We start from the raw sequence: 25,735 nt of genomic DNA on the forward strand, positions 1-25,735 counted from the left end.
CCGTTAAGCTCTCTCCGCCACTTGAAAAGAGGAAAGTATATTTCCTCCAGGTCGCCAGTTTTCAACTTTTTTCACCCATCATGAATAAAGAAAACAACAGTAAAAGTGGACAGTGATTAGCAGGTTGTTTTTTGTTCTGATAACAGGATGCAATGGTAATCTCAGTGGATAAAGTATTAAAAGTGATACCGAGAGGGAATAATTATTTTACGTATTAGTTTTGATGCGTTAATAGTACCATTGATGAACGATGTAGTGTGATCTGAATGCATATTTAAGAACGGTAATTTGTATTACTATAGTGAAAGTTAAATATACCACTATTTTATTCAAAATATAGATATCACAGAGGTTTTATGGATACCGTTCAAAATACGCTTGCCACGCATAAGGCCAGTAGTTGGAGAAAAAGCGATATCGTCTGGATGTTGGGGCTGTACGGAACCGCCATTGGCGCAGGCGTGCTTTTCCTGCCAATTAATGCCGGCGGCGGTGGAATGCTGCCGCTGATCGTGATGGCCGTGCTGGCTTTTCCGATGACGTTCTTCGCCCATCGTGGGCTTACGCGTTTTGTACTGTCGGGAAAAAATCCGGGAGAAGATATTACTGAAGTGGTTGAGGAACATTTCGGTATTGGCGCAGGCAAGCTGATTACCCTGCTCTATTTTTTTGCTATCTATCCCATTCTGCTTGTTTACAGCGTGGCGATCACCAATACGGTTGAAAGCTTTTTGTTGCACCAGCTTCACCTTACGCCGCCGCCCCGTGCTGTGCTTTCACTGATTTTAATCCTCGGAATGATGACCATTGTCCGCCTGGGCGAGCAGATGATTGTTAAAGCGATGAGCGTGCTGGTTTTTCCCTTCGTTGCCGTGCTGATGCTGCTGGCCTGCTATTTGATCCCGCACTGGAACAGTGCCGCTTTCGACACGCTCTCCTTCAACAGCGCGTCGTCTACGGGCAACGGCCTGTGGATGACGCTGTGGCTGGCCATCCCGGTCATGGTTTTCTCCTTTAACCACTCGCCTATTATCTCCTCTTTCGCCGTGGCGAAGCGCGCAGAGTACGGTGAAAATGCCGAACGAAAATGTTCGAAAATACTGGCCTGCGCGCACGTTATGATGGTTCTTACCGTGATGTTCTTCGTGTTCAGTTGCGTACTCAGTCTCTCGCCTGCGGATCTGGCTGAAGCAAAAGCGCAGAATATCTCTATTCTCTCTTATCTCGCGAATCACTTTAATGCGCCGGTTATCGCCTGGATGGCGCCGATCATTGCCATTATCGCCATAACTAAATCTTTTCTTGGTCACTATTTAGGCGCCCGTGAAGGTTTTAATGGCATGGTGATTAAATCACTGCGCAGCCGGGGTAAAAGTATTGAAGCAGGCCGTCTCAACAGGCTAACCGCGCTGTTTATGCTGGTGACCACCTGGATTGTCGCAACGCTTAACCCCAGCATCCTTGGAATGATTGAGACGTTAGGTGGGCCGATTATTGCCACCATTTTGTTCCTGATGCCAATGTATGCCATTCAGAAAGTCCCTGCGATGCGCAAATACAGCGGTCATATCAGCAACGTCTTTATCGTGGTAATGGGACTCATCGCCATTTCGGCCATTGCTTATTCACTGGTTAATTAATTTAATTTCCTCATTTCAGGGATACCCTCAGCGTGTCCCTGTCATTGCACACAGGTGCTTTATGATCAGCGTTTTCGATATTTTCAAAGTCAGCATTGGCCCGTCCAGTTCACATACCGTCGGGCCAATGAAAGCAGGAAAACACTTCACCGATTGTCTGCGTGAAAAAGGGCTGTTGGATAGCGTGACGCGACTGGTGGTCGATGTCTATGGTTCGCTTTCATTAACCGGCAAGGGTCATCACACCGACATTGCTATTATTCTCGGTTTGTCCGGTTATCTACCCGATACGGTCGATGTCGACGCCATACCGGCGATGATTAAAGACGTTAACGATAAAAATCGTTTAATTATTGATGAAGGTCGGCGTGAAATTGCCTTTCCCGTTACGGAATGTATGCGATTTCATAATGAATTTCTTCCGCTGCATGAAAATGGCATGAGTATTACTGCTTTTATTGACGGCAGAATGATGCATTCTCAAACCTATTATTCTACGGGCGGTGGATTTATTGTCACGGAAGAGGAGTTTGGTAAAAATCAGGAAAGTGAGTGCGCTATCCCGTTCCCTTTTTACTCCGCACGCAACCTGCTGACGCATTGCCATGATAATTGTTTATCGATTTCAGCCGTAATGATGAAAAATGAAGTTGCCCGCCACGGCAGAAGCGACGTTGAGCGACAGATGGCGGCGATCTGGGAAACGATGAAAAATGCGATTCATCGGGGAATGAAAACCGAAGGTACGCTCCCCGGCCCGTTGAAAGTGCCGCGTCGGGCTTCCGCACTGCATCGCGTATTAGAACCCCAGGGACAACATGTGACGCCGCTGAGCGCGATGGACTGGGTGAATATGTTTGCGATGGCCGTCAGTGAGGAGAATGCCTCTGGCGGGCGGGTAGTCACCGCCCCCACCAATGGCGCCTGCGGTATCATTCCGGCGGTCATCGCCTATTATGATCGCTTTGTACAGCCTGTGACGCCTGAAATTTACACGCGCTATTACCTGACCGCCGGTGCCATCGGGATACTTTATAAAATGAATGCCTCTATTTCCGGCGCGGAAGTGGGCTGTCAGGGCGAGGTGGGCGTGGCCTGTTCAATGGCGTCTGCTGGCCTGGCCGAACTGCTTGGCGGCAGTCCTGAGAAAGTGTGCATCGCGGCGGAGATCGGCATGGAACATAACCTGGGGCTGACCTGCGATCCTGTTGCAGGACAGGTTCAGGTACCGTGCATTGAACGCAATGCCATCGCCGCCGTAAAGGCCATCAATGCAGCAAGCATGGCGATGTACCGTACCAGCGATCCTAAAGTCTCGCTGGATAAAGTCATTGAAACCATGTTTGAAACCGGCAAAGACATGAACGCCAAATACCGTGAAACCGCGCGGGGCGGCCTGGCGATTAAAGTTGCCGTTTGCGAAGCCTGAACAGGCGAACAACCGTCTGGCTGGCAGGCGGTTGTTCTTTGTTGCCAGTCAGAACGACATTCCTTCCGTCAATCCCCGGTTATATTCCTGTAATGAAGCAACGGGCGCAAAGTGTGGACATGCACAGCCATGCTGACAGTGCGGCCTTCGACTTTTGACCTTTTTGGCCTGTCGCGCTCCGCCGTGCCCAACCTGTACCTCCGCGTTGCGTCTGGTACAGGCCGATGACGCCAGGTGGGTTTAAGCGCACCCATCCAGTTACCCTGACAGGGAAATAAGAATTTCTCATAAATTTCAGTAGATTGTGTTTGCGCGTTCATAAAGCATCGCTGCCTGTGTGAGGTTTTATGGGTTAAGGAAGTTAATTAATTAGATTTTTGATAAACTAATGTGCATTAATTATATAAACCTCAGATAACCGTGAAGACAACGGTTACTGGATTTTCGTGACTTATCAGACAACTACAGGTTGTTGGCTGAATATAAGGGAAAATAATGCCATTAATATTTGGTGAGTTATCTGGCGCTCCGATATGGGTGCCTGCTGTATTGCTCGTCACGCTCTCATTCGCACTGGGTTTCCTGGCCCGGTTTATACTTCTCAGATTCATCCGCTACTGGCAGAATCGTGACAGGAAATTATTCAAATCGCTTGAAATGCATCTTCGTGGATCAATGTTTTTTTTCATTCCCTTACTGTTAATAAATGTAGGGATTAATTATATTAATATTCATCCTGACTCTCTTGCGTTTATCACAACCATTATTAATGTTTTTATAATATTATCATTTTGCTCGGTATTAATTCGATTAACTAATGTTGCGCAGGATATGCTTTTTATACGCTATGACATTAATCTCTCGAATAACCTACGTGCGCGGAAAATTCGCACTCAGATAATATATGTCAAAAAGGTCGCTATTGTAATTCTGGTGGCCTTCTGTCTTACTCTGATTCTGCTCAGCTTTCCTGGTGTTCGAAAATTTGGCACGACAATTCTGGCCGGTGCCGGTGTTGCAGGAATAATCATTGGATTCGCCCTTCAGAAGTCTCTTGTCAATCTTTTTGCCGGCATTCAGATAGCCTTTACACAACCTATAAAAATCGATGATGCCGTGGTCGTTGAAAATGAATGGGGCTGGATTGAGGAGATAAACCTGACCTATGTTGTTGTGCGTATCTGGGATCTGCGCCGACTGGTCTTGCCCATTACATACTTTACAGAAAATGCCTTTCAGAACTGGACGCGTAATAACGCACAAATACTAGGCTCTGTTTTTCTTTACCTTGATTATTCGATGCCATTAGAACCACTGCGTAAGCATTTTGAAAAAATACTCAGTGAAACAAAACTCTGGGATCAACAGACTCAGGTGCTTCAGGTTACCGATGCTAATGACAAAACCATGACCATCAGATTGTTGATGACTGCGCAGAATTCCCCCATCGCCTGGGATTTACGCTGCCACGTTCGGGAAAAAATGATTGAGTTTATTCAGCAAAATTACCCGCAGAGCCTGCCTCACGTAAGGGCTACGCTGACCGATTCCAGTGTTTGATAGTCCGGGAGCTCACTCGGTCAATTTATTTGATGCATTATGTTAAACAAACGATATTTATTCTCATCAGGTAACGCGTAAAGTAGGGATAACACGAGGCGGGGAAGGCTTGTTTGAGCATCAACACTGCCAACCTGCTGAGAATTTCCCGCGAGATCAGGATAAATACGTCATGAAAAAGATTGGATTTTTGTCATTTGGTCACTGGACGCCGTCGCCGCAGTCCGGAACCCGTTCGGCCGCTGACGCGCTGCTGCAATCCATCGACCTGGCGGTTGCCGCTGAAGAATTGGGGGCGGACGGCGCGTATTTCAGGGTGCATCACTTTGCCCGACAGCTCAGCGCGCCGTTTCCTCTGCTGTCCGCGATCGGCGCAAAAACCCGCCGTATTGAAATCGGCACGGGCGTTATCGACATGCGCTATGAAAACCCGCTGTATATGGCGGAGGATGCAGGGGCAGCGGATTTGATCGCTGGCGGACGTTTACAGTTGGGGATCAGCCGCGGTTCCCCGGAGCAGGTGATTGATGGCTGGCGCTATTTTGGCTATGCCCCTTCCGAAGGAGAAAACGAGTCTGATATGGCGCGCCGTCACACCGAGGTGCTGTTGGACGTGCTGCGTGGCGAAGGTTTTGCGAAACCCAATCCGCAGCCGATGTTTCCGAACCCGCCAGGCCTGTTACGCCCTGAGCCACATTCTGAAGGTTTACGCGACCGTATCTGGTGGGGCGCCGGTTCAAATGCGACGGCGGTGTGGGCCGCGAAACTGGGCATGAACCTGCAAAGTTCCACGCTGAAAGACGATGAAACAGGTGAACCTTTTCACATTCAGCAGGCAAAACAGATCCGGGCGTACCGCGAGGCCTGGGCGGAAGCGTGGCATACACGTATGCCACGCGTCTCGGTCAGCCGCAGTATTTTTGCCCTGATGGACGATCGTGACCGGATGTATTTTGGTGCAGGCCGTGAAGATAATGATAAGGTCGGTTTCCTGGATGAGAAAACGCGCGCGATTTTCGGGCGCAGCTATGCCGCAGAGCCGGACAAGCTGATCGCACAGTTGAAACAGGATGAGGCAATTGCCGAAGCGGATACGCTATTGCTGACCGTGCCGAATCAGCTGGGCGTGGATTACAACGTCCACGTTATCGAGTCCATTCTGAAGCACGTCGCGCCGTCAATGGGCTGGCGCGAGGCATAAGTCTGGCAGGAAAAACGCCGCGCATGTTGTACACTATGCGCGGCATTTAATCGCAACCCGCAGGCTGGATTATCTTATGGCTCAGTCAGTAACGGATAAATCGCCTCCGGTGCCCTTGTTGAGCCCACAGATATTTCCTCTCTTCAAGCGACCTGATACCAGAAGTAAATACTCGCCATCACTTACCCTTCAGAGGTGACTTATGACTAAAGATGTACCGCTTAAATTTTATGACATCGTGGATGAGTATTCGACGGAATCTGCAACACCAGTGAGCGAGTCAGAACGTGAACATCTGGCCCATTATTTTCAGTTACTGATCGCCCGCCTGATGAATAATGAAGAAATCAGTGAGAATGCGCAGGCAGAGATGGCCAGCGAAGCCGGCATTGACGCGCTTCGTATTGATGAGATAGCGACGTTTTTGAATCAATGGGGCAATGAGTAGCGCCTGGCGGGTTCATTATGCGCACCCTGCGAAGTAGCCAGGGTTATCTCCGCTCCGTGCCGATCATCAGCTTTTTTTTCAGGAGATTTCGGCGGTTTTATTCATTACGTCGCCGCCTTTATTTTTCCGGCTCTTTTGAACCAAAAGACCAGACCAGATTGCTGGTCGCCGAAGAAACAAACCATTCATTGATGCCGCTCTCGTTTTTTGTTCCCTCTTCTTTTGTTAAAGCAGAGCAGCGCTCTTTCAACGGCGTCTGTTTTTTACGGATCCGGATCCGCGCGCATGAATCCTTGCTGAACTGCGCATTAAACGTGCGAATATGCGAATCAAATAAAATCGACTCCAGCTGATGCAGGCTCTCCAGACCACGCAGGAGACCTATCAGCGTGCTCAGCGTCACCGATTCACCTAATTCAACGCGCTTGATCGTGGCAATACCTACGCGCGAACGTTCCGCCAGCTCAATTTGCGAAAGCCCCAGCTGCATGCGAGTTTCTTTAATCCGGTGACAGAGTTCAGCAATAATTTCACTGTCCGACATGGTGCTGAAACGCATCTTAACTCCTGTAGTGTTTTCTCAAACAAGCGCGGTATGGCCTGCAAAGTGAACGGCAGCGATCATAACAGAGCCATTTTCCTCAACGGAATTTTTCAGCGCAATACTTAACCAAAATCAGAAAAGGACAAAAAACAGGCGTTGTGAAGGTGATCAGGCGCGATGTGGCGCCAGCACCGCGCGTTTTGAGACTCTTCTCCTTGTCGTGATATGGCGTGACATATCATCCTTCTTTACGCTAAGGGAAACTTCAGGAAAAGGATTCCGCCCTATCACGTCGAGGCTTTATGACACAGTCGTACCGCATTGCTGAGTTCCCTAATCAGCAGCAAACGCTTATCGCTACGGTTGAACAGGATGAGCGCACCGCCTATTTTTATATCTGGCCAGCCGAACCGTTTCGTACGCAGTTTGCCGTGCGCGGTTGTTGGCTGCGTAACTTGCTGCCCGCACCGTCCCGCGAAGACGTTGAAGCGATGGAGCAGGGCATTGCGCCGCTGTTAAGCGCGGAACATTGCCGCACGCTCGAAGCGGAACCTGCGCTGGACCCCGCCGGTTTGCAGGTGATATGGGAACCGGCCGATGACGGCGCCGCGCTGTGGTATCAGGGGCAACTGCTGGCGGTGATCCCCGGCTGGAGCCTCTATCAGAATCGACAGGTCAGCTTTTCCGCAGGCTGCATCAGGGAAAACCGGCTTACCGCGCCGCTCGGTTCGGCCTCCACCAATGACTACTACGCCCGAGCCGAGTCGCATCGTCACTTCTGGCGCGACTGGCACGATGGACACCTCTGGGAACCGCTTCAGCGGGAACTGCTTAAGCGCTATGAATCACACTATGGCGATTCGCTCAAATACTACACCATAGACCAGGGCAGCTGGCCACCGATGGCCATCTCTCAGCACTTTCATCAGGGCTGCTGGTATTTTCTCACCGTTGGTATGTGCATCCGCCCGATGCCGTGGGTTGATTTTCTTTACGAGGATCTGGCGCCTCAGTATCGGCGCACCGAGCTGGCGATGGCGATTGATGCAGAGGTGATGACCGAAGAGAACGCGGTACAAATGGCCAGCGCGCTGGCGGGTTTTGCGCACTATCCCTGGGCGCGGCTCAGCTGGTTAGGTGAAGGGCACACGCTGGAATCTGCCGTTGCGCCGGTCGGCTTCGACGGCTTTATACTGTCTGGGGCGCTCGCGGGCGAAGCGGGGCAGCTTGCGCTGCCGAAGCGTGACGGTGAGAAGGTTAACCTGCTGTGGACGACGCCCGTCACCGCCGCCGAGCGCGAATTTGCCGAGGCCGCTGACAACGGCGGTCTGCGGTTGATCGAGAAACTGCGGGAATACGGCGCACACCATATTTTCCTTCCCCGTCAGCAGGTGGTGGAGCCGCCAGCGCCAGGCGCCCCAGCGTCATAAAGAAAATCTGACGCCGTCCTCTCAAGTTATTTTCCGCTGCGCCGTTAACTCGATCAGGCAATCATGCCTGATTGAGTTGATCGGGGCTTATACTATGTTAAAAACAACCCAGGCCAGATTTACCCTACTGATCGTTGGTTTCTTCGTGTTGCTGCTACTGATCACGGTGACGGTGATCAAAATGTTTGTCGCGCCACAGCTCAGCGCCAGCGAAAGCCGTCTGGTGCGCTATGAAGTGGAGACTATTGGCGCACGCATCAGTGAAATGATGAACCGTATTCAGGCGCAGCAGCGCAGCATTACCGAATCCGTCGCGGTACTCGATAGCGACAATATCGATAAAGTGCTGCCCGCGCTGGTGAATCAGTACAAAGATGTGAACGTATTTGGCGGCGGCGTCTGGCCGTTGCCGAAAATGCGCGATCCGGCAAAGGATAAGTTCAGCACTTTCTTTGCCCGCGACAGCAACAATACCCTCCAGGTCAACACCTTCTGGAACTCTGCCGACGCGCCCAACTACTATGAGCAGTCATGGTATAAAGACGGCCAGAACGCGCCGGAAGGGCAGTGTGCCTGGGCAAATGCCTATCAGGATGCGGCCAGCCCGCAGCCGCGCACCAACTGCGCGATGGCGATTTATCGCAACGGTGCGGTATGGGGCGTGACCACCATCGACGTTACGCTTGGTTTCTTCAATCATCTCGCCAAAGAGATGGGCGAGGCGATCCACGGCAAGGTGCTGATTGTTGAAGCGGACGGCAAAGTGGTTGGCGACGCCGCTCTGGCCGACGCAACGCCAAAACTGAGTAATCTGAGCGAGCAGTCCGATCCGATGGCGGTTTCACTGCGGGCGATGCTGAGCGGCACAGGCGACGGCAGAGAAAGCACTTACGAGGGCAATGACGGCGAGCATACGCTGATGGTGCAGCCGATTGCCGGCAGCCCGTGGTTAATCGCCAGCGACGTGCCCACCGCGCTGCTCGCCGCGCAAACAAACTCCATTTTAACGCGCCTTGGCCTGGTACAGATCCCACTGGCCATTATGCTGCTGCTGGTGCTGCTTGGTTTTGTCCGCGCCATGATGAAACGGCTTAACGGCCTCAATGATAATATCCTGGCGCTCTCCTCCGGCGGCGCGGATCTGACGCAGCGTCTGCCCGCCAGCAGCAGCCCGGAATTTAATGCGGTGTCGCAAAGCTTTAACAACTTCATCGGCTATTTACAGGAACTGCTGCGTCAGGTGGGCGAGAGCGCGACGGCGATCACCTCTGCGTCGCGGGAGATCGCCAGCGGTAACCTCGATCTCTCTGCGCGGACAGAAAGCCAGGCCAGCGCGATCGTCGAAACGGCGGCGTCGATGGAGCAACTCACCGGCACCGTTCGTCAGAACGCCGACAACGCCACGCACGCCAACCAGCTGGCGGGCGATGCGTCACAGGTGGCAAATCGCGGCTCGAACGTGGTGAAACAGGTGGTCAGCACCATGGGCGAAATCAACGCTTCCTCCCGCAAGGTGGTTGATATTATCAGCGTCATCGACAGCATCGCTTTCCAGACCAATATTCTGGCGCTGAACGCGGCGGTTGAAGCCGCCCGCGCCGGCGAGCAGGGCAGAGGGTTCGCCGTCGTGGCGTCGGAGGTGCGTAACCTTGCGCAGCGTTCCGCAAACTCGGCGCGGGAGATCAAAAAGCTGATTGAAGAGTCCGTCGCCAATATCGATAAGGGCAGTCATCTGGTGAATGAAGCAGGTAACACCATGGATGAACTGATGAGCGGCGTCAGCAACGTGACCACGCTGATGGCGGAAATCATGTCCGCCAGCCGCGAGCAGAGTATCGGTATCGATCAGGTGAATACCGCCATCAACCAGCTTGACAGCACCACGCAGCAAAACGCCTCACTGGTTGAGCAGGTCTCCTCGGCGGCACAGGCGATGGATGAGCAGAGCGTCCGGCTGGCGCAGGTCGTTGGCGGCTTTAAACTGTAATGCGCGGGTCGGGGAGCAGCGGGCTCCCCGACGATGGTCTCAGGCAGCGTCATGCTGCCTTTTTTCGCCTGATGTTTACGGCGCAAAATCTTCCGCGTCTACGTCATAACCTGACGGCTCCCAGCGAATCGCCAGCAGCGCCACCAGCCCGGCCAGCGGCGCCAGGGCAATCACCCAGAACACATCGGTACTTAACGCCGCCGACAGCAGCGGAAAGGTAAACAGTGACACCGTTGAGCTTCCGCGCATCAGCGTCTGGTTAAAGCCGACGCCGACGCCGCGCAGCGACGTCGGGTAGCTGAGCGAGGCGAATGTCATGGTGTGCGAACCCGGTCCGAAACCCTGGCCAAGTAAAAACAGCGCCAGCATGGCGATGGAGATCGCCGCTTCTGCGCCGCTGTCCGGCTTGCCGATCAGCGCCAGGCCGAGCAGCGCCGCAAACTGACAGACATAACCGAGCACGGTCATTTTCCACGCGCCGAAGCGCGGTACCAGCCGGACGGCCAGCAGGCCGCCGGTAAAGGCGAACAGCAGATTAAGCGCCAGCGAAACCAGAATGGTGCTCAGCATCGACTGCGCAAGAAAGCTGGAGAGAATAACCGGCAGGCCAAAGGCCACCGCGTTATAGGCGAATGCGGAAGCCACGGCCGTAACGGTGGCCAGAATGGTGCGCCGCAGATACATGCCTTTCAGCAGCTCGCCGTAGTTGCGCCAGCCCGCACGCCGCGTTGGCGCAGCGGGCGTCAGGTCGGCGTCGTCGGCAACATGCGCATTGATGCCGTAAGAACTGCGCAGGATCGCCGCCGCGCCGTTCAGGTTGCCCTGATTCGCCGCCCACACCGGCGACTCGCTCATATAGCGGCTGCGAATGGCGATGATCAGCAGCGCAGGCACCGCGCCAAAGCCAAGAATGATGCGCCACAGCCAGCCTGCGTGCTCATCCGGCAGCACGGCGTAGAAAAACAGTACCAGCAGATAGGAGACGGAGATCGCCGCATACCAGGTGGGGCACCACATGGCGATACTTGATGCCTTATTACCGCGCCCCTTCAGTTTTGAAAACTCCGCCAGAAACGCCATCGCCACGGGCAGATCGATGCCCACGCCAAGGCCCATCACGAAACGGGCGCCCGCCAGCACATACTCATTTGGGGCCAGCGCGCAGGCAATCGCGGCAACCACGAAGAAGAACATATCGGCCATGAAAACCCGGTAGCGGCCAATTTTGTCCGTCAGGTAACCGCCAATCAGCGCGCCGACGATCGCGCCGAAAGCAATGGCGGATGCCACCATCCCTGCGCCGCCGGGTGACAGACCAAACTCGCGTGTCACGTCCTTCATGCCAAAGGCCAGCGCGCCGAGATCGTACGCGTCGAGAAAAACACCGCCCAACGCGATGCCGATGACAATCCGCGCGTTACTGCGCGCCTGGGTGCTGGTATTGACGAGCCGGGAGACGTCAGCGGCCCGGCGAATCGTTACCGATTCGCCGGACGGCGCCGTACCTGCGGTGGCGACGTGCGCCGAAGAAGTGAGATCGGTCATAATGTGATGTTCATTTTTTAGAAGTAGCGTCAAGAATACGCCGCGCTTATGCAGAGTTAAATTCCAGCTGGTTATAAGTTACAACCGATTAAACGTTGAAATTATCGTGATAACGGGTTCCTCTTGATCTTAGCGCTTCAGGGTTTTGGTCCGTCTGATTTTACCTGGCGATGAATTAGGCTACGCTTTTAATTATTCTGAAAAAAAGGAAAAGAAAATGGCGAACAAAGCAGGGCGTATCGGCGGGTTGGCGTTGGCGGTGTTACTGGCGATGGCGGGCACGGCGAAAGCGGCTGAACCGGTAAAAGTGGGCTCAAAAATTGATACGGAAGGATCGTTATTAGGGAATATTATCCTGCAAGTGCTGGATAAACACGGCGTGAAAACCATTAATAAAGTCCAGCTCGGCACGACCCAGGTCGTACGCGGTGCCATTACCGCAGGCGAGCTGGATATCTACCCTGAATATACCGGCAACGGCGCGTTCTTCTTTAATGATGAGCACGACGCGGCCTGGAAAGATGCCAAAGCGGGCTACGAAAAGGTGAAAAAGTTAGATCAGGATAAAAATCAGCTCACCTGGCTGACGCCCGCCCCGGCCAACAATACCTGGACCATTGCGGTTCGCAGCGATCTGGCACAGAAAAACAAGCTTAACTCGCTGGAGGATCTGAGCGCGTGGCTGAAAAAGGGCGGAGAATTCAAACTGGCCGCGTCGGCTGAATTCATTGAGCGCCCGGACGCGCTGCCTGCCTTCCAGAAAGCCTATGGCTTCACCCTGAAACAGGATCAGCTGCTGTCGCTGGCGGGCGGAGACACGGCGGTCACCATCAAAGCGGCGGCGCAGCAGACCTCTGGCGTGAACGCCGCGATGGCCTACGGCACGGACGGCCCGGTCGCCGCGCTTGGCCTGCAAACGCTCAGCGATCCCAAACACGTGCAGCCGATCTATGCGCCCGCGCCGGTGATCCGCGAGTCGGTGTTAAAAGCCAACCCGAAAATTGCCGAATGGCTGAAGCCGGTTTTCGAATCGCTGGATGAAAAAACGCTTCAGGCGCTGAACGCAAAAATCGCCGTTGATGGTCAGGACGCCAAAAAAGTGGCCGCAGACTATTTGCAGCAGAAGCACCTGCTCTGAGCCAAAGGCCGGGTAGCCGGCCTGTTATTTCTGCGGAGAAATTTTGCGCCATACTCTCTCAAATCGCGTGTTGCTGACGCTGGTCGTGCTGCTGATGGCGGCGGCAACCGCGCTCCCTTTCCTGAATTACGCGCCGAATCGCCTGGTCTCCGGCCAGCCGCTTTCGCTGTTTCAGTCGCTGCATGGCATAAGCTGGGCGATCCTGCTTCCCGCTCCGGCTTTGCTGCTGCTTGCTTTTTTTCGTGGTTCGGCACGAGTACTGATCCTGACGCTGCTGCTCAGCGAACTGTTATTCATTCTGCTGCTGATGCAAAGCGGCATGGAAGCCACGCGGCTGGCGCAGACCGGCAGCCCGCTGGCACGGACGTCCTTCGGCAGCGGCTTCTGGCTGGCGTCGGCGCTCTGCCTGCTGATTGCGGCGGATGCGGTTTCGCGCCTGACGGCGAAGCCGCTGTGGCAATTACTGCTTAACGGGCAGATCTGGCTGCCGGTTATCTTTCTGCTGCTGAGCGGCACGCTCGATCAGTTGGCCTTACTGAAAGAGTACGCCAACCGCCAGGAGGTGTTCGATCAGGCGCTGACGCGACATCTGCTGCTGCTGGTGGGAACGCTTATTCCAACGCTGGTCATCGGTATTCCGCTCGGCTGGCTGTGCGCGCGCAGGGCCTCCGTGCAGTCGCCGGTCTTTGCCGTGCTAAACGTTATCCAAACCGTACCGTCCATTGCGCTGTTCGGCCTGCTGATTGCCCCGCTGGCCGGGCTGGCGAAAAGCTTCCCGGCGTTATCGAAAATTGGCGTCAGCGGCATCGGCATGGCGCCCGCGCTGATTGCGCTGGTGCTCTACGCGCTGCTACCGCTGGTGCGAAGTGTGGTGGCCGGCCTGCAACAGGTGCCGAAAGACGTGACCGAAACGGCGGTGGGCATGGGCATGACGCCAGCTCAGATCTTCTGGCATGCCGAGGTGCCGCTGGCGCTGCCGGTACTGCTTTCGGGCCTGCGGGTGATCTCAGTGCAAACCGTGGGCATGGCGGTGATTGCCGCGCTGATTGGCGCTGGCGGCTTCGGCGCCATCATTTTCCAGGGGCTGCTGAGCAGCGCGCTGGAGTTGGTGCTGCTCGGCGTCATCCCGGTTATTGCGCTGGCGGTCATCATCGACGCACTGTTCAAATTTCTCATTTCTGTGATCGAGGCGGAGCGCCAATGATTAACTTTAACAACGTGAGCAAACACTTTGCGGGCAAGGCCGCCGTCAGCGATCTGTCGCTGAATATTGCCAAAGGCGAGTTCACCGTGCTGATCGGCACCTCAGGCTCCGGAAAGTCCACCACGCTGAAAATGATCAACCGCCTGATAGAGCATGATGAAGGCACCATTCAGTTTGCCGGTGAAGAGATCCGCAGCTTTAATCCGCAGGTGCTGCGTCGGCGCATGGGCTACGCCATTCAGTCAATTGGCTTGTTTCCTCACTGGACGGTCGAAAAAAATATTGCCACCGTGCCCGCGCTGCTCAACTGGCCGAAGGCCAAAATTTCAGCGCGGATCAGCGAACTGCTCGCGTTGCTGAACCTCGACGAACGCTTTCGCCATCGCTATCCGCACCAGCTTTCCGGTGGTCAGCAGCAGCGCGTGGGCGTGGCGCGCGCGCTGGCCGCCGACCCGGAGGTGCTGCTGATGGATGAGCCGTTTGGCGCGCTCGATCCGGTCACGCGCGGCGCGCTTCAGCAGGAGATTGTGCGTATTCATCAACTTCTGGGCCGAACCATTGTGTTGGTGACTCATGATATTGACGAGGCGCTGGCGCTGGCAGACAGGCTGGTGCTGATGGACGGCGGGCAGGTGGTCCAGCAGGGAACGCCGTATGAGATGCTTACCCGACCAAAAAATGACTTCGTGCGTGATTTCTTCGGGCGCAGCGAACTGGGCGTGCGGCTGCTTGCGCTCGGCAATGCAGGGGCGGCCGCCCGGCGCGGCGAATGGATTGAGGAGGAGGCGATCCCGGAGAGCATGACGCTGCGTGAAGCGCTGTCGCAGTTTATCGCCAGGCAGACCGATCGTCTGGCGGTGCTCGACGCGCAGCAAAAGCCGCTGGGCGTGCTGCACTTTGCCGATCTGCTGCGGCAGCGGGGGAATTAGATCATGCGCATATTACGCGATCCGCTACTGTGGCTGATCCTGCTGTTTTTCGCATTGTTATTAGCGATGCCCTGGAGCGAACCGCTGTTCGCCCACTGGTTTCCCGAGCTGGCCCGCCCGCTTTATCAGCAGGACAGCTTTATGCAACTGGCGCTGGCGCATATCCGGCTGGTGGCGTTGTCGAGCCTGTTTGCCATTGTTATCGGCATGGGCGCGGGTATTATGGTGACCCGCCGCGCCGGGCGTGAGTTTCGCTCGCTGGTGGAAACGCTGGTGGCGGCCGGGCAGACTTTTCCGCCCGTCGCGGTGCTGGCCGTTGCCGTTCCGGTTATGGGTTTTGGCGAAGAACCCGCCATTATTGCGTTACTGCTTTACGGGCTGCTGCCGATCCTGCAAGGCACGCTGGCCGGACTTGGCGCGGTGCCGGCCAGCGCGAAGGAGATTGCCGAAGGCGTGGGGATGAATGGCTGGCAGATCCTGACGAAGGTTGAGCTGCCGCTGGCCGCACCGGTGATCCTTGCTGGCGTGCGCACCTCGGTGATCATTAATATCGGCACGGCGGCAATCGCCTCGACCGTCGGAGCGAAAACGCTGGGATCGCCGGTGATTATCGGCCTGAGCGGCTTTAACACCGCGTATGTGATTCAGGGAGCCTGCCTGGTGGCGCTGCTGGCTATTGTTACCGACCGGCTTTTCGAGCGCCTTCAGAAGCGTTTTAAGAGTGGATAATAATGGAGTAACCCATCAGCATCACGCCGCCGATGCCGCCAAGGGCCATCAGCAGGAAAAGGATAACTACGCTGAATTTTTGCACGTTCATGCCGTTGCCTGTTCGTCGTAAGCGAGGAAGAACGTAAGTATATCGCATACGTTTGCGCCAGGCCATCTCTCTGCCCGCGTCCAGTCACGGGCTGTCCTGCACAGGGCGCTCAGTTCGAAGGGGGATACTGTGGGCCGGTATAGGTGACCGGATAACCCTGTTCGCGCCAGTGCGTCATCTGTTCCTGCTGACGTCGGGAGAGCGGTTTGCCGGTAAAGACGAAGATCTGCTGACCGGGGAAAAGCTCAGGACGCGGCAGTTCTAATGGCTCCGCCAGCACGTCAATACGCCAGCCCTGCTGAGAAAGCCGCCAGGCCTCCAGCCATAAGCGCGTGCGATCGTCGATTGCCCAGCCCATCAGCAGCGCGTCTTTACCCTCTTTTTTACGCGATCCGGTTAAGCAGAATGCCGCATAATCTATCAGTGCGCCGTCAAGGAGGCTGCACATCGCGCGAGCGGTGGTCTGATCGAGTCCTAAGCGCTGCCTGACCGGTAAATAAACGTGATCGATCAGATCGCTGGCGGGATGCTCCCGGCCCATTGTGGCGATTTTTGTTCTGATGCGCGACGGCTTAACCTGACGCAGCACTTTCATGATCTCTTCCTGAAGCGTAGTCCAGCCGTCATGGACGCTGACGTTTTCACCTTCAAGAAGCGCCTTAACTTTACCTACCGGTACGCCGCTGCCTATCCAGCGTTTAATTTCTTCAATGCGCTGGATATCCTCATCATCAAACTGACGATGACCTCCCTCGGTCCGTTGAGGTTTCAATAAGCCGTAGCGACGTTGCCATGCGCGAAGCGTAACGGGGTTAATCCCGCATCGTTCGGCGACGTCACCAATACTGTAAATTGCCATTCATTCTCTCTTAAACTAATCAGCTACACTAACCCTAGCGGACTCTTCATTTCTGTACAAGATTTTTTTGGTTGTACAACTTAGCCTGTACGACAGAAATGGTCAAAATTGTACATGCGGACAGATGCAGATATCCATTCCAGGCTGTCCGGGAAGTGTCTTTCCAGTAGCGGACTTTTCTCATCATCCGTAAAGCTGCCTGAGCGGGCATGCAGCATCACATCGCAAATCGTATTATTCGTCAATATTCCCCTTCAGGCAAAATGAAAAATCTCTTTCCTCCGCAAAGCGGAACGTCACCTTTCTCCCATTCCCCGCAGATAATATCGACATTTTACGACATGCGTCTCACACCTCAGTGGATATAATCACCGCGCGCGGCGGCCTGCCGCCGTACCGTTTTGTAAAATGAACCTGTCGGGCAGCGAAGGGTGCCATCCGTTGCGCTTCAGGAAGCACTCTCAGTTCTCATTAAGGAAGATGTGATGAAAAAGTTAATTATTGCCGGGATGATGATGTCTGGCGTCCTGTTTTCAATGCCGGTATCTGCTGAAAGCCAGACTATTTCTCTGGGTTATGCGCAGAGTGAAGTGGAAGATTTTAAAGATATCAGCGGCATCAGCGCGAAGTATCGCTATGAAGGAAACGCCTCAGCGGTGGGATTGATTGGCTCGTTTAACTGGCTGTCGGGCGAAAAAAGCAACGTTAACGTAAGGCACTACGCATTAATGCTCGGCCCGGCCTGGCGCCTTAACGATCTGTTCAGTCTGTATGCCACCGGCGGCGTCAGCTGGAGCCGTGCCACCTTTGGCAGCTATGGATCCGAGAGCAAATCCGCTTTTGCCTGGGGTGCTGGCGCGCAGTTCGATGTGACTCATAATATCGCCATTGATGTCGGTTACCAGGGCGGTGATATTTTTGATTCATCCAGCCACGGTTTCAACCTTGGCGTAGGCTATCGTTTCTGAGGCCACCACGGAGCCTCAGGGCTCCTTCTTTTTACCAATAATGCCGCGCCCCGGAATAGAGGTTGAAGGTTTGCGCCGCTTTCAGTAAGGTCTTTCGAACGTATTTCACGCAATCTTCTCCACGTCACCCGGTTGTCATCACCTCTTTGCCCGCTATAGCGCGCGGAAAACGGAACTATGGTCTGTCTGAAAGTATGTAGCCTTGCTTTTATCTGTATTCTCCTGCTTTCCTTCGGGCAGAGTTATGTAAAAGCCACCCACAGCGGCGTCAAAATTACCGGCGGCGACTGGGCCACGGCCCGACGCGACTCTGCCGGCATCGCGCCCGATCCCGTCGCGTTAAAAGATACCGCGATTGTGCAGGTTTATACGGCCACCACGTTCGGCTGGCGCGGCCTGTTCGCGGTACATCCGTGGATCATCTTCAAAAGAGCCGGAGAAACGCGCTTCAGCCGCTATGAAGTGATCAGTTGGGGCAGCAACAACGTTGTGCGGCGAAACTACGCGCTGCCGGATGGCTACTGGTTTGGCGCGCGTCCGGGGCTGCTGCTGGAACACCGCGGCAGCGCTGCCGAAGCGATGATCCCGCACATTGAGGCGGCGATAAAAAGCTATCCGTGGCCGCACACCTATCGCGTCTGGCCGGGGCCGAACAGCAATACGTTTCTGGCCCACATTGGTCGGGAAGTGCCTGCGCTGAAGCTGGATATGCCTGCGAACGCCATTGGTAAAGATTTCCGGCCCCTGACGCGCCCCGTTGGGCTGCCGCCGTCCGGACGCGGCGTACAGCTCTCCCTGTTTGGCATAGCGGGCGTGACCCTGGGTATTGAAGAGGGCATTGAACTGAACCTGCTGAGCCTGAACCTGGGCGTGGACGTGAAGTCGCCCGCGCTGCGGCTGCCTTTTATTGGTCGTTTAGGGGTGGATAAATCGCCGGCAACACCGCTGACTGATAAACCGGTTGTGCGTAATTAATCCGGTGACGGTGAAAAGAGAGAACGGGCCAGAAATAATAAATTAAGCGACAGAATTAGTAGTTAATAAAGACAGATTATCATTAATCTGTCTTTTTTTTGGTTATTTGATCTGTATTAAATATTATTACGCCAAACAGACTGTTTCCGGCGAAAATATAAAATGCAACGATGGTACAATGTTGGTTGGCATTCTACTCATCGCATTTAGCCATACAGAAGTAAACTGCGTTTATTATCGCGCGGATAGCGCATTAATGGATTTAATTAAGGACGATTTCATGAAGAAAACGGCATTGACTCTACTTGTGGCCGCTGCGGCTGCTCTCGCCACGCCTGCTCTGGCAGACAATCACACCTACACCCTCGGCTATGCGCAGAGTGAAGTAAATCACTTTACGGATATTCAGGGCATGGCGTTGAAATACCGTTATGAAAAAAGCGCGTCGCCCGCCGGTGTGATTGCCTCTTTTATCTGGATGCAGGGTGATAAAGAACAGGGCAAATTAGAGCGCTATTCTTTACTGGTTGGGCCGGCCTGGCGGCTGAATGATTATGTCAGCCTTTATGCTAATGGCGGCGTAAGCTGGAATACATTCAAGGACAGATATGATAATAGCGATTCAAAGAACGCGTTTGCTTACGGTACAGGCGCGCAGTTCAATCCGGTGGATACGCTGGCAATCGATGTCGGCTATCAGGCGGGTAAAGCGTTTGGATTAACAACGCGCGGCGTTAATATCGGCATCGGCTATCGTTTCTGATCTCTCCCGCCCCGATGAAAATCGTCGGGGCGCTTCACCTGTCTGTGTAACCCCCCACGCAATAATTTAACCCTGGGTGATAAGAAGGCTGACGTCGGCCCCTGTACTGTGTAAAAATACAGGCCATTCTGATCAAAAGTGGTTGTTATGGCGCTTACTGCCGCGTTAAAAACGCAAATTGCGGAGTGGTACAAAACGCTCCAGCAGCAAATTCCCGACTTTATCTCCCGTGCGCCGCAGCGACAGATGATCGCCGAGGTGGCAAAAACGCTCGCGGGTGAAGAAGGGCGCCATCTTGCCATTGAGGCTCCCACCGGCGTGGGAAAAACGCTCTCTTATCTGATCCCCGGCATTGCCGTCAGCCGTGCGGAAGAGAAGCCGCTGGTGGTCAGCACCGCCAACGTGGCGCTTCAGGATCAGATTTTCAGCAAAGACCTGCCGATGCTGAAAAAACTCATTCCCGACCTGCGATTCACCGCCGCCTTTGGACGCGGTCGCTACGTCTGCCCGCGCAATCTTTCCGCGCTGGCGACTGATGAAGAGAAGCAGGGCGATCTGCTACTGTTTCTGGATGACGACATGACCGCCAGCAAAGACGAACGCGCGCTCTGCACCTCGCTGGAAACATCGCTCAACCGACATCAGTGGGATGGCCTGCGCGATCACTGCGACGCGTCAATTGAAGAGTCGCTCTGGCAGCGTTTAAGTACTGACCGGGCGAACTGCCTGGGCGCTAACTGCCACTGGTTTCGCGAATGCCCGTTTTACGTGGCGCGGCGCGAGATCGAACAGGCGGACGTGGTGGTCGCGAATCATGCGCTGGTGATGGCGGCGCTGGAGAACGAGTCGGTGCTGCCGCCGCCGAAAAATTTGCTGCTGGTGCTCGATGAGGGACATCATCTTCCCGATGTCGCCCGTGACGCGCTGGAGATGAGCGGCGATATCACGCCCGGCTGGACGGTGCTTCAGCTCGATCTCTTTTGCCGCCTGGTGGAGCAGTGCATGGCGCAGTTCCGGCCGAAAAAACCGCCTGCGCTCAGCCATCCTGATAAGCTTAAAGCCCATTGCGAAGAGGTGCGCGAACAGCTTCAGATGCTGTCGACGCTTATGACGCAGTGGCTACCGGCAGATAACCACGAAGGCGAATACCGCTTTGAGATGGGGCTGCTGCCGGATGAAATTCTGACGATATGCGCGCGCCTGTTCAAATTAAGCGACGGGCTGCGCGGTCTGGCGGAAGCGCTGCTGAACGATCTCAGTGAAAAATCGGGCCAGTTTGATGTGGTTCGGCTGCACCGCACGCTTATTCAGATCAACAAAGCGCTGGGCTGGTTTGAGGCAAGCACTAAGCTATGGCGGCTGGCGGCGATGACGCAGGCATCCGGCGCGCCGGTGTCAAAATGGGTACAGCGGGAGATCCGCGAAGGCAGCGCGCATCTGCTGTTTCACTGCGCGGGAATTCGCGTCAGCGAGCAGTTGGAAAAGCTGCTGTGGCGTAAAATTCCGCACGTGGTGGTGACTTCAGCAACGCTGCGTTCGCTGAACAGCTTTCAACGGCTACAGGAGATGTCCGGCCTGCGCGAAGAGATCGGGGATCGTTTTGTTGCGCTCGATTCGCCGTTCAACCATCCTCAACAGGGAAAACTGTTGATCCCGCTGATGCGCAATGAGCCGACGCTGGCGACTGAGGCACAGCATCTGGCGGAGATGGCGCATTTTTTTCGCCAGCAGATCAAAGAGGCGAAGCACAAAGGACTGCTGGTGCTGTTCGCCAGCGGCCGCGCGATGCAGCAGTTCCTGGCGTTTCTGCCGGAACTGCGGCTGATGATGCTGGTGCAGGGCGACAAGCCGCGCCCGGCGCTGGTGGCGCTGCATCGCAAGCGGGTGGAGCAGGGCGAAACCAGTATTCTGGTCGGCCTGCAATCTTTTGCCGAAGGGCTGGATTTAAAAGGCGACCTGTTGTCACAGGTGCATATTCATAAAATTGCTTTTCCGCCGGTCGACAGCCCGGTTATTTTAACCGAGGGTGAATGGCTGAAAAGCCTCAGGCGCTATCCGTTTGAAGTACAAAGCCTGCCGAGCGCCTCGTTTAACCTGATACAGCAGGTGGGGCGGCTGATCCGCAGTCACGCCTGCTTTGGCGAAATTGTTATTTACGATCGGCGGCTACTGAGTAAAAGCTACGGTTCGCGCCTGCTGGGGGCGCTGCCGGTGTTTCCCATTGAACAGCCTGCGATGCCGGAAGGCGAGCTGCCGAAAGCCAGCCCTGCCCTGAGCGGGAAAAAACCGTCGCCGCGCCGCCGTCGCTAAAAAGTATGAGCAGAATAATGGATTACAGAAAAATCATTAAAGAGATTGGCCGCGGAAAAAATCATGCCCGCGACATTGATTACGCCACCGCCCGTGAGCTTTACCGACAGATGCTGGCCGATGAGGTGCCCCCGCTGGAGCTGGGCGCGATACTGATTGCGCTGCGCATTAAAGGCGAAGGCGAGGAGGAGATGCCGGGCTTCTATGCTGCGATGCAGGCGCAGACGATCCGACTGACGCCGCCCGCCAACCGGCCAATGCCGATCGTTATTCCCAGCTATAACGGCGCGCGCAGGCAGGCCAACCTGACGCCGCTGCTGGCACTGCTGCTGGCAAAAATGGATTTTCCGGTGCTGGTGCACGGCGTCAGCGACGATCCCACACGCGTCACCAGCGAAGCCATCTTTCAGGCGTTGGGCACAGCCGTCGTGCACGATGCGCCGCAGGCTCAGGCGCAGCTTGATCGCGGTGAAATGGTGTTTATGCCGGTCGCCACGCTCTGTCCGCCGCTGGAAAAACAGCTTTCGCTGCGCTGGACGCTCGGCGTGCGCAACAGCGCCCATACGCTTGCCAAGCTGGCGACGCCCTTTGACGAGGCGGCGGCGCTACGCCTTTCCAGCGTTTCGCACCCAGAGTATCTGCCGCGCGTGGGGAAATTTTTTCACGCCATCGGCGGCCGCGCGCTGCTGCTGAACGGCACCGAAGGCGAAGTTTATGCCAGTCCGCAGCGCTGTCCCGCCATCAGCCTGATTGCCGGTGGAGAAGAGCCGCAGGTATTGCTGGCGCGCCAGGAAGAGCGCGCGCTGGCGCACGATGCGCTGCCCGCAGCGAAGGACGCCGACACCACCGCTGACTGGACAACGCGCTGCCTGAACCGGGAAGTGCCGGTGCCACACGCTCTCCGCCTGCAAGTCGCCTGTTGTCTGATCGCAACGGGCCGGGCCGCAGAAATGGAAAGCGCGCTGGCGCAGATCGCCCGCGCCGGATACTGATCGTTAGCGCGCCACGGGCAGCAACTGTTCCGCCAGCGTGCTCCACACCGCCACGCCGTGCGCCACGATCTCATCGTTGAAGTCGTAATGCGCATTGTGCAGCGGGCGCGACGGCGTGCTGCCGTCGGCGCCAATCCAGAAGTAGGCGCCGGGGCACGCTTCCAGCATGCAGGCGAAATCTTCCGAAGCCATTGACGGATTGACCTGCCAGTGCACCTGATTTTCCGGCAGCAGCGCCAGCGCGCAGTCGCGAATTTTCCGCGCCTCAACGGCGTTATTGTGGGTTACCGGGTAGTCGGTCAGCCAGACAAGCTGGCCCGTAATGCCCGGCGGCGAAGCGGAGACAAACTCTGCAATCAGCCCGCGCACCTTTTCTCTTATATCGCTTTGCAGGCAGCGCACGGTGCCGCGCAGCACCACCTTTTCCGGGATCACGTTAATCGCTTCGCCGCCGTTGATCTGCGTCACGCTGACCACCGCCGAGGCCAGCGGTGACAGACGGCGGGCAGGGATGGTTTGCAGCGCAAGGATCAGCTGCGCGGCCGCCACCACCGGATCGTCGCCGTTTTCCGGCATCGCCGCGTGGCAGCTTCTGCCGCTGAGCGTAATCTCAAACGCGTCCAGCGAGGCCATCATCGCGCCACTGTTGACGGCCAGATGCCCAACCGGCAGTCCGGGCCAGTTATGCAGACCGTAAATTGCCGACATCGGAAAGCGCTCGAACAGGCCATCGGCCACCATTTTACGCGCGCCGCCCAGGTTCTCTTCGGCGGGCTGGAAGACGAAGTGCAGCGTACCGCTGAAGCGGCGCGTGACGCTGAGATGTTTTGCTGCCGCCAGCAGCATCGCTGTATGGCCGTCGTGGCCGCAGGCATGCATAACGCCCGGGCGCGTGGAGCGCCACGGCACGCTGCTCAGTTCGGTGATGGGCAGCGCGTCCATATCGGCGCGAAAGCCGATAGCGGGGCCGGGGCCGTTTTCCAGCGTGGCCACCACGCCCGTTCCCGCCAGGCCGGTGTGCGTCTGTAGCCCAAAACCACGCAGCTTTTCTGCCACCCATTGAGAGGTGTTAACTTCCTGATAGCCCAGTTCAGGCTGCGCGTGAAGTTCTCTGCGCCAGGAAATGGCTTCTTCAATCAGTAAATCGGGGATCGCCATCTCTTCCTCTCCTTACAGGATCTGCTATCCGGCTGATTTAAGGTAGCATAAATGGCGGAGTAAAGCGCTTTGCGGCGTGTTAGAACGCGGGAAATGGCCGGGCAGGGCGCCCGGCCAGCAGGCACTATTTCAGCATCGGCAAATTGAGTTCATGCGTCGCTGCGCATGACTGCGCCAGTTCATAGCCCGCATCGGCATGACGCATCACGCCGGTTGCCGGATCGTTCCACAACACGCGGCCCAGACGTTTATCGGCTTCCGGGGTGCCGTCACAGACAATCACCACGCCCGCATGCTGCGAGAAGCCCATCCCGACGCCGCCGCCGTGATGCAGACTGACCCAGGTCGCGCCGCCTGCGGTATTGAGCAGGGCGTTCAGTAGCGGCCAGTCGGACACCGCGTCCGATCCATCCTTCATCGCTTCGGTTTCACGGTTTGGCGAGGCCACCGAGCCGCAGTCCAGATGGTCGCGTCCAATCACCACCGGCGCTTTCAGCTCACCGTTGCGCACCATCTCATTGAATGCCAGCCCGGCGAGGTGACGCTCGCCCAGCCCCAGCCAGCAAATGCGCGCCGGTAACCCCTGAAACGCGATACGCTCCTGCGCCATATCCAGCCAGCGATGCAAATTTTTATGCTCAGGGAACAGCTCTTTCAGTTTGGCGTCGGTTTTGAATATGTCTTCCGGGTCGCCGGAGAGCGCGACCCAGCGGAACGGCCCTTTACCTTCACAGAACAGCGGCCGGATATAGGCCGGCACGAAACCAGGGAAGTCGAACGCATTTTTCACGCCCTCTTCGAGCGCCACCTGGCGAATGTTGTTGCCATAATCCACGGTCGGAATGCCCATATGGCAAAAGTCGAGCATCGCCTGCACGTGCACCGCCATGGAGGCGCGCGCGGCGGTGGCGACCGCTTTCGGCTGCGTTTTGCGTTCCCCGAACCAGCGCTCCAGGCTCCATCCGGCGGGCAGATAGCCATTGATCGGATCGTGCGCCGAGGTCTGATCGGTAACGATATCCGGCCTCATGCCGCCCGCCTGCGCGCGCTTCACCAGCGCCGGGAGGATCTCCGCCGCATTGCCCAACAGGCCAACGGAAATGGCGCGTTTCTCTTTATTGGCCTGGTCGATTTTTTCCAGTGCTTCATCAATGGTAAAAGCCTTGAAATCGAGATAGCGGGTACGCAGACGGAAATCAATACGCGATTCCTGGCACTCAATCGCCAGCACCGACGCGCCTGCCAGCACGCCCGCCAGCGGCTGTGCGCCGCCCATGCCGCCAAGGCCCGCAGTGAGTATCCACCTGCCGCTGAGATCGTTATTGTAGTGCTGCCGTCCTGCTTCGACGAAGGTTTCAAAGGTGCCCTGCACGATGCCCTGCGCGCCGATATAGATCCAGGAACCGGCGGTCATCTGGCCGTACATCATCAGTCCGGCTTTATCCAGCTCGTGGAAATGATCCCAGTTGGCCCAGTGCGGCACCAGATTGGAGTTGGCGATCAGCACACGCGGCGCATCGGCATGGGTGCGAAACACACCAACCGGTTTACCCGACTGCACCAGCAGCGTCTCTTCCGGCTGGAGCGCTTTCAACGAGCGCAGGATCTGCTCAAAGCATTCCCAGTTGCGCGCTGCTTTACCAATGCCGCCATACACCACCAGATCTTCCGGGCGTTCTGCCACGTCAGGATCGAGATTGTTCTGGATCATGCGAAACGCCGCTTCAATCAGCCAGTTAGCGCAGCTCAGCGTCGCACCGTGCGGCGCGCGGATTTCACGCGCGACGGCGCTTTTTATCGTGTTGCTCATGGTGTGATCCTTTATCGGTCGAAGA

At 55.9% G+C, this 25,735-nt stretch carries 22 protein-coding genes; 16 read left to right on the forward strand and 6 right to left on the reverse strand.

From position 1 onward, the window contains the following. Positions 1–356: 356 nt before the first annotated feature. The 5 genes from FA91_RS06070 to FA91_RS06090 all read left to right on the forward strand — a co-directional run bounded on the left by FA91_RS06070 (position 357) and on the right by FA91_RS06090 (position 6,278). On the forward strand, positions 357–1,640 hold the full coding sequence (locus FA91_RS06070) for an HAAAP family serine/threonine permease (protein WP_034913583.1): 1,284 nt from the start codon (positions 357–359) through the stop codon (positions 1,638–1,640). 61 nt (positions 1,641–1,701) lie between these two features. Then, entirely contained in the window at positions 1,702–3,069 is a 1,368-nt protein-coding gene (locus FA91_RS06075) for an L-serine ammonia-lyase (RefSeq protein ID WP_034913585.1), read from the forward strand. Between the two features lie 495 nt (positions 3,070–3,564). After that, the gene (locus FA91_RS06080; protein WP_034913588.1) at positions 3,565–4,629 is read left to right on the forward strand and encodes a mechanosensitive ion channel domain-containing protein; all 1,065 of its coding nucleotides are present in this window, start codon (positions 3,565–3,567) and stop codon (positions 4,627–4,629) included. Between the two features lie 172 nt (positions 4,630–4,801). After that, positions 4,802–5,830: an LLM class flavin-dependent oxidoreductase gene (locus tag FA91_RS06085; protein ID WP_034913590.1), complete on the forward strand. Its 1,029-nt coding sequence runs from the start codon at positions 4,802–4,804 to the stop codon at positions 5,828–5,830. A gap of 202 nt (positions 5,831–6,032) precedes the next feature. Further along, positions 6,033–6,278, forward strand: a complete 246-nt coding sequence (locus tag FA91_RS06090) for a YmjA family protein (protein WP_034913592.1) — start codon at positions 6,033–6,035, stop codon at positions 6,276–6,278. A 118-nt stretch (positions 6,279–6,396) separates the two neighbouring features. Here the strand turns inward: FA91_RS06090 and FA91_RS06095 are convergent, their stop codons facing one another. Beyond that, positions 6,397–6,837, reverse strand: coding sequence for a helix-turn-helix transcriptional regulator (locus FA91_RS06095; protein ID WP_034913594.1), 441 nt, complete (start codon positions 6,835–6,837; stop codon positions 6,397–6,399). A gap of 287 nt (positions 6,838–7,124) precedes the next feature. Between FA91_RS06095 and FA91_RS06100 the strand changes: the two genes are divergently transcribed. Both FA91_RS06100 and FA91_RS06105 read left to right on the forward strand, forming a co-directional pair. After that, a complete protein-coding gene (locus tag FA91_RS06100; RefSeq protein ID WP_034913596.1) occupies positions 7,125–8,252 on the forward strand; it encodes a suppressor of fused domain protein in 1,128 nt (375 codons plus the stop codon). Between the two features lie 94 nt (positions 8,253–8,346). After that, positions 8,347–10,239 (forward strand): methyl-accepting chemotaxis protein, encoded by a 1,893-nt coding sequence (locus FA91_RS06105; RefSeq protein WP_034913599.1) that lies wholly within the window; start codon positions 8,347–8,349, stop codon positions 10,237–10,239. A 75-nt stretch (positions 10,240–10,314) separates the two neighbouring features. Here the strand turns inward: FA91_RS06105 and FA91_RS06110 are convergent, their stop codons facing one another. After that, positions 10,315–11,784, reverse strand: coding sequence for an MFS transporter (locus FA91_RS06110; RefSeq protein ID WP_034913600.1), 1,470 nt, complete (start codon positions 11,782–11,784; stop codon positions 10,315–10,317). 217 nt (positions 11,785–12,001) lie between these two features. Between FA91_RS06110 and FA91_RS06115 the strand changes: the two genes are divergently transcribed. Genes FA91_RS06115 through FA91_RS06130 form a run of 4 tightly spaced genes read left to right on the forward strand, consistent with a single transcriptional unit; the run spans position 12,002 to position 15,784 of the window. Further along, entirely contained in the window at positions 12,002–12,922 is a 921-nt protein-coding gene (locus FA91_RS06115; RefSeq protein ID WP_034919016.1) for an ABC transporter substrate-binding protein, read from the forward strand. A gap of 43 nt (positions 12,923–12,965) precedes the next feature. Further along, entirely contained in the window at positions 12,966–14,126 is a 1,161-nt protein-coding gene (locus tag FA91_RS06120) for an ABC transporter permease (protein WP_034913601.1), read from the forward strand. Further along, entirely contained in the window at positions 14,123–15,055 is a 933-nt protein-coding gene (locus tag FA91_RS06125) for an ABC transporter ATP-binding protein (RefSeq protein WP_034913603.1), read from the forward strand. The genes FA91_RS06120 and FA91_RS06125 overlap by 4 nt, the downstream gene beginning before the upstream one ends. A 3-nt stretch (positions 15,056–15,058) precedes the next feature. Next, positions 15,059–15,784, forward strand: a complete 726-nt coding sequence (locus FA91_RS06130; RefSeq protein ID WP_034913605.1) for an ABC transporter permease — start codon at positions 15,059–15,061, stop codon at positions 15,782–15,784. Here FA91_RS06130 and FA91_RS20975 read toward each other — a convergent pair. Then, entirely contained in the window at positions 15,771–15,875 is a 105-nt protein-coding gene (locus tag FA91_RS20975) for a protein YohO (protein WP_034944941.1), read from the reverse strand. The two genes, FA91_RS06130 and FA91_RS20975, sit on opposite strands and share 14 nt — an antisense overlap. Before the next feature lie 109 nt (positions 15,876–15,984). Further along, entirely contained in the window at positions 15,985–16,734 is a 750-nt protein-coding gene (locus FA91_RS06140; RefSeq protein WP_034913607.1) for a MerR family transcriptional regulator, read from the reverse strand. Between the two features lie 485 nt (positions 16,735–17,219). Here FA91_RS06140 and FA91_RS06145 point away from each other — a divergent pair, with 485 nt between their 5' ends. From FA91_RS06145 to ybiB, 5 genes are all read left to right on the forward strand, one after another. Beyond that, positions 17,220–17,702, forward strand: a complete 483-nt coding sequence (locus FA91_RS06145) for an Ail/Lom family outer membrane beta-barrel protein (protein WP_034913609.1) — start codon at positions 17,220–17,222, stop codon at positions 17,700–17,702. 177 nt (positions 17,703–17,879) lie between these two features. Further along, a complete protein-coding gene (locus tag FA91_RS06150; protein ID WP_051937053.1) occupies positions 17,880–18,677 on the forward strand; it encodes a DUF3750 domain-containing protein in 798 nt (265 codons plus the stop codon). 178 nt (positions 18,678–18,855) lie between these two features. Then, the gene (locus tag FA91_RS06155; RefSeq protein WP_156103061.1) at positions 18,856–19,440 is read left to right on the forward strand and encodes an Ail/Lom family outer membrane beta-barrel protein; all 585 of its coding nucleotides are present in this window, start codon (positions 18,856–18,858) and stop codon (positions 19,438–19,440) included. Positions 19,441–19,587: 147 nt separating this feature from the next. After that, entirely contained in the window at positions 19,588–21,750 is a 2,163-nt protein-coding gene (gene dinG, locus FA91_RS06160) for an ATP-dependent DNA helicase DinG (protein ID WP_034913612.1), read from the forward strand. A 17-nt stretch (positions 21,751–21,767) separates the two neighbouring features. Next, entirely contained in the window at positions 21,768–22,742 is a 975-nt protein-coding gene (gene ybiB, locus FA91_RS06165) for a DNA-binding protein YbiB (RefSeq protein WP_034913615.1), read from the forward strand. Between the two features lie 3 nt (positions 22,743–22,745). Here ybiB and FA91_RS06170 read toward each other — a convergent pair whose 3' ends face one another. Together FA91_RS06170 and hutU are read right to left on the reverse strand one after the other, a co-directional pair. Further along, a complete protein-coding gene (locus FA91_RS06170; RefSeq protein ID WP_034913619.1) occupies positions 22,746–23,900 on the reverse strand; it encodes a M20 aminoacylase family protein in 1,155 nt (384 codons plus the stop codon). Positions 23,901–24,024: 124 nt separating this feature from the next. Beyond that, entirely contained in the window at positions 24,025–25,710 is a 1,686-nt protein-coding gene (hutU, locus tag FA91_RS06175) for a urocanate hydratase (RefSeq protein ID WP_034913622.1), read from the reverse strand. Positions 25,711–25,735: the final 25 nt, after the last annotated feature.

The sequence above is a fragment of the Erwinia sp. 9145 genome (assembly GCF_000745075.1).
GTDB lineage: Bacteria > Pseudomonadota > Gammaproteobacteria > Enterobacterales > Enterobacteriaceae > Erwinia > Erwinia oleae.

Excerpts from the sequence above, each read along its gene's own strand:
- FA91_RS06070 (WP_034913583.1), top strand. The coding sequence starts at position 357 with ATGGATACCGTTCAAAATACGCTTGCCACGCATAAGGCCAGTAGTTGG.
- FA91_RS06075 (WP_034913585.1), top strand. The coding sequence starts at position 1,702 with ATGATCAGCGTTTTCGATATTTTCAAAGTCAGCATTGGCCCGTCCAGT.
- FA91_RS06080 (WP_034913588.1), top strand. The coding sequence starts at position 3,565 with ATGCCATTAATATTTGGTGAGTTATCTGGCGCTCCGATATGGGTGCCT.
- FA91_RS06085 (WP_034913590.1), top strand. The coding sequence starts at position 4,802 with ATGAAAAAGATTGGATTTTTGTCATTTGGTCACTGGACGCCGTCGCCG.
- FA91_RS06090 (WP_034913592.1), top strand. The coding sequence starts at position 6,033 with ATGACTAAAGATGTACCGCTTAAATTTTATGACATCGTGGATGAGTAT.
- FA91_RS06095 (WP_034913594.1), bottom strand. The coding sequence starts at position 6,837 with ATGCGTTTCAGCACCATGTCGGACAGTGAAATTATTGCTGAACTCTGT.
- FA91_RS06100 (WP_034913596.1), top strand. The coding sequence starts at position 7,125 with ATGACACAGTCGTACCGCATTGCTGAGTTCCCTAATCAGCAGCAAACG.
- FA91_RS06105 (WP_034913599.1), top strand. The coding sequence starts at position 8,347 with ATGTTAAAAACAACCCAGGCCAGATTTACCCTACTGATCGTTGGTTTC.
- FA91_RS06110 (WP_034913600.1), bottom strand. The coding sequence starts at position 11,784 with ATGACCGATCTCACTTCTTCGGCGCACGTCGCCACCGCAGGTACGGCG.
- FA91_RS06115 (WP_034919016.1), top strand. The coding sequence starts at position 12,002 with ATGGCGAACAAAGCAGGGCGTATCGGCGGGTTGGCGTTGGCGGTGTTA.
- FA91_RS06125 (WP_034913603.1), top strand. The coding sequence starts at position 14,123 with ATGATTAACTTTAACAACGTGAGCAAACACTTTGCGGGCAAGGCCGCC.
- FA91_RS06130 (WP_034913605.1), top strand. The coding sequence starts at position 15,059 with ATGCGCATATTACGCGATCCGCTACTGTGGCTGATCCTGCTGTTTTTC.
- FA91_RS20975 (WP_034944941.1), bottom strand. The coding sequence starts at position 15,875 with ATGAACGTGCAAAAATTCAGCGTAGTTATCCTTTTCCTGCTGATGGCC.
- FA91_RS06140 (WP_034913607.1), bottom strand. The coding sequence starts at position 16,734 with ATGGCAATTTACAGTATTGGTGACGTCGCCGAACGATGCGGGATTAAC.
- FA91_RS06145 (WP_034913609.1), top strand. The coding sequence starts at position 17,220 with ATGAAAAAGTTAATTATTGCCGGGATGATGATGTCTGGCGTCCTGTTT.
- FA91_RS06150 (WP_051937053.1), top strand. The coding sequence starts at position 17,880 with ATGGTCTGTCTGAAAGTATGTAGCCTTGCTTTTATCTGTATTCTCCTG.
- FA91_RS06155 (WP_156103061.1), top strand. The coding sequence starts at position 18,856 with ATGTTGGTTGGCATTCTACTCATCGCATTTAGCCATACAGAAGTAAAC.
- dinG (WP_034913612.1), top strand. The coding sequence starts at position 19,588 with ATGGCGCTTACTGCCGCGTTAAAAACGCAAATTGCGGAGTGGTACAAA.
- ybiB (WP_034913615.1), top strand. The coding sequence starts at position 21,768 with ATGGATTACAGAAAAATCATTAAAGAGATTGGCCGCGGAAAAAATCAT.
- FA91_RS06170 (WP_034913619.1), bottom strand. The coding sequence starts at position 23,900 with ATGGCGATCCCCGATTTACTGATTGAAGAAGCCATTTCCTGGCGCAGA.
- hutU (WP_034913622.1), bottom strand. The coding sequence starts at position 25,710 with ATGAGCAACACGATAAAAAGCGCCGTCGCGCGTGAAATCCGCGCGCCG.